This is a genomic window from Turicibacter sp. HGF1 (genome assembly GCF_000191865.1).
Classification (GTDB): Bacteria; Bacillota_I; Bacilli_A; order MOL361; family Turicibacteraceae; genus Turicibacter; species Turicibacter sanguinis.
The window spans coordinates 1-6,613 of the sequence record NZ_AEXQ01000080.1 but is presented as its reverse complement, the minus strand read 5'-3'; the positions used below and the strand labels follow the sequence as shown (position 1 = coordinate 6,613).

The following is a 6,613-nucleotide window of genomic DNA, read 5'->3' as shown; positions in this document are numbered from 1 at the left end:
TATCCATTTTTGTCAATGAAGTTTAGAGAATAAACTTTTCATCGTATAAAACCCTCGAAATTCCATAATACTACTTTTTAAATGTACTTTTTTATTATATTGAATTTGTCTAAATATTATATTGAATGTGGTAAAAAAGTCATTCCAATAAAAACGTTTTTTTCCTAAAATTAGGTTGTAAAATGCTTTACTTGGATGTATAATTTGTCAAGTGAAAATTAGAGGGGAGTAAATACTATGTTGTCTTACGAATTTCTATTTGATATTGCTTTAATCTTAATGAGCACTAAGCTTTTGGGATTATTAACAAAAAAAATTCAATTACCACAAGTTGTTGGAGCATTACTAGCTGGATTAATTTTAGGCCCAGCATGTCTAAATGTTTTACATGAAACAGATTTTATCCTTCAGTTATCTGAACTAGGTGTTATCGTTTTAATGTTTACAGCTGGACTTGAAACAGATATGAAAGAATTAAAGAAAACCGGAAAAGCATCTATTATTATTGCTTTACTTGGAATGATTGTTCCACTTATCGGAGGATTTATTATCGCATCCGTATTTAATAAAAATGGAATTTCAGATGCCAATGCACCAATTGTTCTTCAAAATATCTTCATCGGAATTATCCTAACTGCTACTTCAGTAAGCATTACGGTTGAAACATTAAAAGAACTTGGAAAGCTAAGTACCCGTGCTGGAAATGCTATTTTAGGAGCCGCAATTATTGATGATATTTTAGGAGTTATTGCTTTAACAGTTGTAACGAGTGCGACAAACACCGATGTTAGCATCGGATTAGTTTTAATCAAAATCGTTCTATTCTTCATTCTTGGAGGAATAGGTGGCTATATTTTCTCTAAATTCATGAATAAGAGCATGCGTCTTCATAATATGGATTTAAGACGTTTCGTCATCTTATCATTCGTTTTCTGTTTATTATTATCATTTACTGCTGAACACTTCTTCGGTGTTGCTGATATTACCGGTGCCTTTATGGCAGGTTTAGTTTTATCTAACGCACCACGTAAACATTATTTAATGGCGCGTTTTGATACAACAGCGTACATGCTATTATCACCAATTTTCTTCGCAAGTATCGGAATTAAAGTTGTGATTCCAGAAATGTCAGCGTCTTTAATCACTTTCTCAGGAATCTTAATCGTCGTTGCGATTTTAACGAAAATTCTTGGATGTGGGCTTGGAGCAAAACTTTGCCGATATACAAATGCTGAAGCTCTTCAAATCGGAACCGGAATGGTTTCAAGGGGAGAAGTCGCATTAATCGTAGCAAGTAAAGGATCTGCCTTTGGATTAATGGGATCGGTGTTCTTTGGTCCAATCGTTATCATGGTTGTCACTACGACTATTATTACACCAATTCTATTAAAATTAGTATTTTCAAATAAAGCTGCAATAGAAAATTCTCAAGTTGCATTAGAACAAACTGTTGCATAATAAAAAGACCACGAAATTTCGTGGTCTTTTTATTTGTTCAATTTTTCATAGGAAAGATTAAATCCAAAAATATATAAATCCTCTGATTGTTCTAATTCTTCATAATCAACGCCAACGGATTCTAACGAGAATAAATTACTAAAAGAAGTCATCCCACTTCCTTCGGTGAAAACTCTGGTTTCCTTATAAGTATCCATATAATAACCTTCAATACCTTCAACTGTCGTTAAGGTTTCATACTGCATTTTCCCTTCTTGTGTCAATTCCACACGTGTGATAACCGTTTGAGCAGTACAATCTTGCCCTTCATACACAAAATTTTCAAACCAACTTGTCCCAACTTCAAGCGGAGCTTTTAAAATCACTTTATTCGGGATAATAGAATTTAACAACATTTCATTTTTTAGTTGATTATACTGATCTTGATTATTAATATGTTCAATCACAGATTGGTTATCAATTTCGTATGTGAGTGTGAACGTACGATTTTCAAATTCTCCGATTCCATCCATCATTTGTCCTTCAAAACTTAATTCAAAAATATTCCCCTTTTCTTCTGCTTTAATCAATTTTTGAGAATGACCGTATTCAGCATAGCCATTATAGGATTGAATTAAGCCGATTGTTTTTGGAAAAATACTTAACAGTTGAGCATGATAGGGTTCCACTGATTCCATCACTAGCTCATTTCCCGCTTCATCTTCACTTGCTTCCACTTCTCCAATAACCTCATAACTTTTAGCACTGGCTCGACTTGGATAACTTTCTAAAATCTCACCATTTAAAGCAACCTTTAACTTCATCCCTACCTTAACATCTTGCAAATAACTAACTTCCATCAAATCGTATGAACCATTCATCCACTCTTCATAACTTTTATTTAAATCCTGTTCTGTTAAATCAAGTCGCAAAGACATCAACGCTGTATCATCACTAACCGATAACACAACACCTTCGACCACAAAGTTGGGCGTCTCCTCAAATTTAAATAATTGCGAACAACCGATTAAGATAAAAACTAAAATAATTCCACTCAAAATCCACTTCTTCACGTTCAACGTCATCCCCCAATCAGCGTCGTCTTTTACTTCGCTTAAAAATCAGTCTTGCCAAAATAACAACAAAAAGAACTACCACAAAATACGGTAAACACCCAATCAGCTTAATCACTAAAATCTTAGAATAAGATGCCATTTGACCGAGTTGCATGACTAGTTCCTCACTAATCGCTTCTTGCCAAGACGTTGCCGGATTTTTAACTAAATAAAAAGAAATCGTTACCTTCACCATATCTCGTTTTTCTTTAAGTGACTGCCATTCATCAAGTTCTGTTCGAACACGAGATAACTCCGTTTCAATTGCCAAAATTTCCTCTAATTCGTAAGCCTCTGACAACAATTCTTGATACCGTTTTTCTTGAATTGATAAATTCTTAATCCAACTATCAATCCCCTCTACTAGTAGCATTTCAGTATCAGTATATGTCTTGATTTCACTAACTTGCAAACTTGACGAAACCTTACCTAAAAAGTCAGTCATCGACGCATGAGAAACCGCTATCGTGAATCTAGCAACAGGATTACTTGATGGTGTATCAGTAGAACAAATAAAGGACGACACTAAGTTGACCGATGCCTCATCTATCAAAGTTTGTAAAAGTGTAAGACTCTCATCTAGGTCTACAACCGAAACATTTACTTCTACATTTTGATAAGTCTTATACTGTTCTGTCGCATCAGTCTGTAAGAGAGTGCTAGGATTTTGAGTCGAAACCTCTTCAGTCCTAGTTAATAATTGAGTAGGAATTAAGCTAACTAACATTAAAATAAAAATAGAAAGGATGATAAAAATCATCCCTTTTTTTATAGCTGTCCAAACATCCACTAAGATTCCCCCTCATCTTCGGTTTGTTTGAATTAAAATTTTAAATCTTCTTTAAACATTACTTTTAATGCATCAGAAATCGTATCGACACCTATCACTTCAATGCCTTGGGGTGGTGTCCATCCACCAAGATTTTTCTTTGGTATAACAGCACGTGTAAATCCAAGCTTTTTAGCTTCTTTAATGCGTTCTTCAATACGTGAAACACGTCTAATCTCACCTGTTAAACCGACTTCTCCCATATAAACATCACCACTTGGTGTCATCTTATCTTTATAACTTGAAACAATACTTGCAACAATTGCTAGGTCAACAGCCGGCTCATCAAGTTTAACACCACCTGTTACTTTGACGTAGGTATCTTGATTTTGTAAAAAGAATCCCATGCGTTTTTCTAAGACTGCTAAAATCAATGACACACGATTATGATCAACTCCAGAAGCCATACGCTTCGGATTACCAAATGAAGTTGGTGTTAAAAGCGATTGAATTTCTACAAGAATTGGTCTCGTTCCCTCAATAGAAGCCATAATAGCCGTTCCCGGTAACCCTTTCGTACGATCCTCTAAAAAGACCTCAGATGCATTGGTTACCTCATCTAACCCTTCTTCCTTCATATCAAAAATTCCGATTTCATTCGTTGAACCAAAACGGTTTTTAACTGCTCGTAAAATACGATATGTATGATGACGGTCTCCCTCAAAATAAAGAACGGTATCGACCATATGTTCAAGTAAGCGAGGTCCCGCTATATTTCCGTCCTTCGTCACGTGTCCGACAATAAAGACAGAAATCCCTCCGATTTTTGCAATCTTCATTAATTGTGCCGTACATTCACGAACCTGTGACACACTACCTGGTGCTGATGTAACCTCAGGCATATGAATCGTTTGAATCGAGTCAATAATAACAAATTCAGGTTTTAACTGTTGAATTTGTCGGTCAATCAACGTTAAATCTGTTTCAGCATAAATATATAGATTATCACTTACAACACCTAAACGTTCCGCACGAAGCTTAATTTGGCGAGCCGATTCCTCACCTGATACATATAAAACTCGAACGTTTTTAGCTGCTAAATCTTGTGCAGTTTGAAGCAGTAACGTCGATTTTCCAATTCCAGGTTCTCCCCCACAAAGAACTAACGATCCTCGTACAATTCCACCACCAAGTACACGATTTAATTCACTCATCGATGTGTGAATACGAGCTTCTTCACTCGTTTCAATTTCATGTAATTTTTGAGGTTTCGTCATTGATTCACTTGCTACAAAGCCACGACGAGCCTCAGCCTTTGTTGGCTTTAATTCCTCAACCATTGAATTCCATTCACCACAACCTGTACAACGTCCAACCCATTTTAAACTTTCCATTCCACATTGTTGACAGAAAAATGATGTTTTTGTTTTAGCTCTTGCCATTTGGTGCCTCCTCATAAATTGTATAGTCTTCTAATCTCATTATCACATATCTGTGCAAGATATCCTAGCCGTGTATAAATCTTTTTGAATCAAACGCATAAACTATATATAAGTCGAGATAAGTTTTTCATACTTGGAAAACTTTTAACTTATTACCCTATCAATTGAGGATGGTTCGCTTTGCCCACCGCTAGGTGACTCATTACCTCCCAGCAGAGGATAGCTAAGATTTCGACTGATGTCTCACTACTTAGCACAGGAACCCCCTATAGTTATACCTCTGTACCAAAAGGGCTTCAGTACTGAGACAAATTTATAATAGTGAAATACATTTCTGTTTCTATATAGTAAAAGGTAACAACACAAACTCTACAATTATATATACGATTATATTTCTATTTTACCTTTTTTAAAATTAGAAAATAGCTCTTTAATATTTTTTATCTTTACTTATAACAGATTTAACGTAACAAGTTGTAAAAATTTTTTAAATAGACAAAAACTACTGCTTCTTATATAGTAAACTTATAGTAGTTTTTCAACAATTAAACAGAGGTGATCAAATGGAAGAAATCATGCAACGCGCCATATTAGTTGGTGTTGATTTAAATAGTGATAAAAATTTTGAATACAGTGTCGAAGAATTAAGAAACTTAGCAGAAGCTTGTAATGTTGAAGTCGTTGGTTTATTAACTCAAAAACTTGAGCGCGTAAACTCTGCTTGCTATATTGGAACAGGAAAGGTAGAAGAAGTCGCTTTATTAGTCGCTCAAAACGATGCTAACTTAGTTATCTTTAATGATGAACTGTCTCCTTCTCAAATTCGTAACCTAGAAGCAGGATTACAATGTAAAGTAATTGATCGTACTATTTTAATTCTAGATATCTTTGCTCGTCGGGCAAAAACTCGCGAAGCACAACTTCAAGTAGAGGTTGCACAACTTCGTTATATGATGCCTCGTTTAATTGGATTAAATGCTTCATTATCTCGTCAAGCCGGTGGAATTGGTTCAAAAGGACCTGGAGAGAAAAAGCTTGAACTTGACCGTCGTCGTATTGAAGAGCAAGTGCATCGTTTAAATAAAGAACTCGATTCTTTAGTACTTGCACGCCAAAATCAACGAAAATTGCGTAAACGTAATGCGACTCCAGTTGTTGCTCTTGTTGGATATACGAATGCAGGTAAATCAACCACGATGAATGCTTTATTAAAAATCTCAAACTCACAACTTGATAAAGTTGTTTTTGAAAAAAATATGTTGTTTGCAACACTTGAAACATCAACTCGTCAAATTCAACTACCAGATAATAAGCAATTTTTATTAACTGATACTGTAGGATTTGTCAGCAAACTTCCTCACCAATTAGTAAAAGCATTCCGTTCAACACTTGAGGAAGTAACTGAAGCCGATCTTTTACTTCATGTTGTAGATTTATCTCATCCTGAATTTGAAACACAAATTGAAATCACAAACAAAGTATTAGCAGAATTAGGCGTTTCAGAAACACCAATGGTTTATGTTTATAATAAATCAGATTTAGCACCGGATGAAATTGCACCTCCAACAGATCAAGATTCTGTTCGTATTTCTGCTAAAAACTTAGAAAATATTGATGAATTAATTAATATGATTAAGCACCACATTTTCCAAAACTACGTAAAGGCTACCTTCTTGATTCCATATGATCGTGGAAATCTTGTTTCTTATTTAAATGAAGTAGCCACTGTATTTTCAACGGAATACCAAGAAAACGGAACGTTAATTACAGTAGAATGTTCAGCGCATGACGCACAGAGATTATCTGAATACATAATAAAAACAACTACACTAATTTAAGTTAGTAGTTAG

The 6,613-nt window shown here is 34.9% G+C and carries 5 protein-coding genes; 2 read left to right on the top strand and 3 right to left on the bottom strand.

All coding sequences use genetic code 11. The annotated features are described in order from the left end of the window. Positions 1-237 precede the first annotated feature (237 nt). Entirely contained in the window at positions 238-1,458 is a 1,221-nt protein-coding gene (locus tag HMPREF9402_RS07805; protein WP_006785914.1) for a cation:proton antiporter, read from the top strand. 29 nt (positions 1,459-1,487) lie between these two features. Here the strand turns inward: HMPREF9402_RS07805 and HMPREF9402_RS07800 are convergent, their stop codons facing one another. Genes HMPREF9402_RS07800 through radA form a run of 3 tightly spaced genes read right to left on the bottom strand, consistent with a single transcriptional unit; the run spans position 1,488 to position 4,763 of the window. After that, on the bottom strand, positions 1,488-2,510 hold the full coding sequence (locus HMPREF9402_RS07800) for a DUF3221 domain-containing protein (protein WP_237701303.1): 1,023 nt from the start codon (positions 2,508-2,510) through the stop codon (positions 1,488-1,490). A 19-nt stretch (positions 2,511-2,529) separates the two neighbouring features. Next, entirely contained in the window at positions 2,530-3,342 is an 813-nt protein-coding gene (locus HMPREF9402_RS07795; RefSeq protein WP_006785912.1) for a DUF4349 domain-containing protein, read from the bottom strand. A gap of 32 nt (positions 3,343-3,374) precedes the next feature. Beyond that, on the bottom strand, positions 3,375-4,763 hold the full coding sequence (radA, locus tag HMPREF9402_RS07790; protein WP_006785911.1) for a DNA repair protein RadA: 1,389 nt from the start codon (positions 4,761-4,763) through the stop codon (positions 3,375-3,377). Between the two features lie 563 nt (positions 4,764-5,326). On the opposite strand from radA, the gene hflX reads away from it, so the two are divergent. Next, positions 5,327-6,601: a GTPase HflX gene (gene hflX / locus HMPREF9402_RS07785; RefSeq protein ID WP_009607053.1), complete on the top strand. Its 1,275-nt coding sequence runs from the start codon at positions 5,327-5,329 to the stop codon at positions 6,599-6,601. Positions 6,602-6,613: the final 12 nt, after the last annotated feature.

Excerpts from the sequence above, each read along its gene's own strand:
- HMPREF9402_RS07805 (WP_006785914.1), top strand. The coding sequence starts at position 238 with ATGTTGTCTTACGAATTTCTATTTGATATTGCTTTAATCTTAATGAGC.
- radA (WP_006785911.1), bottom strand. The coding sequence starts at position 4,763 with ATGGCAAGAGCTAAAACAAAAACATCATTTTTCTGTCAACAATGTGGA.
- hflX (WP_009607053.1), top strand. The coding sequence starts at position 5,327 with ATGGAAGAAATCATGCAACGCGCCATATTAGTTGGTGTTGATTTAAAT.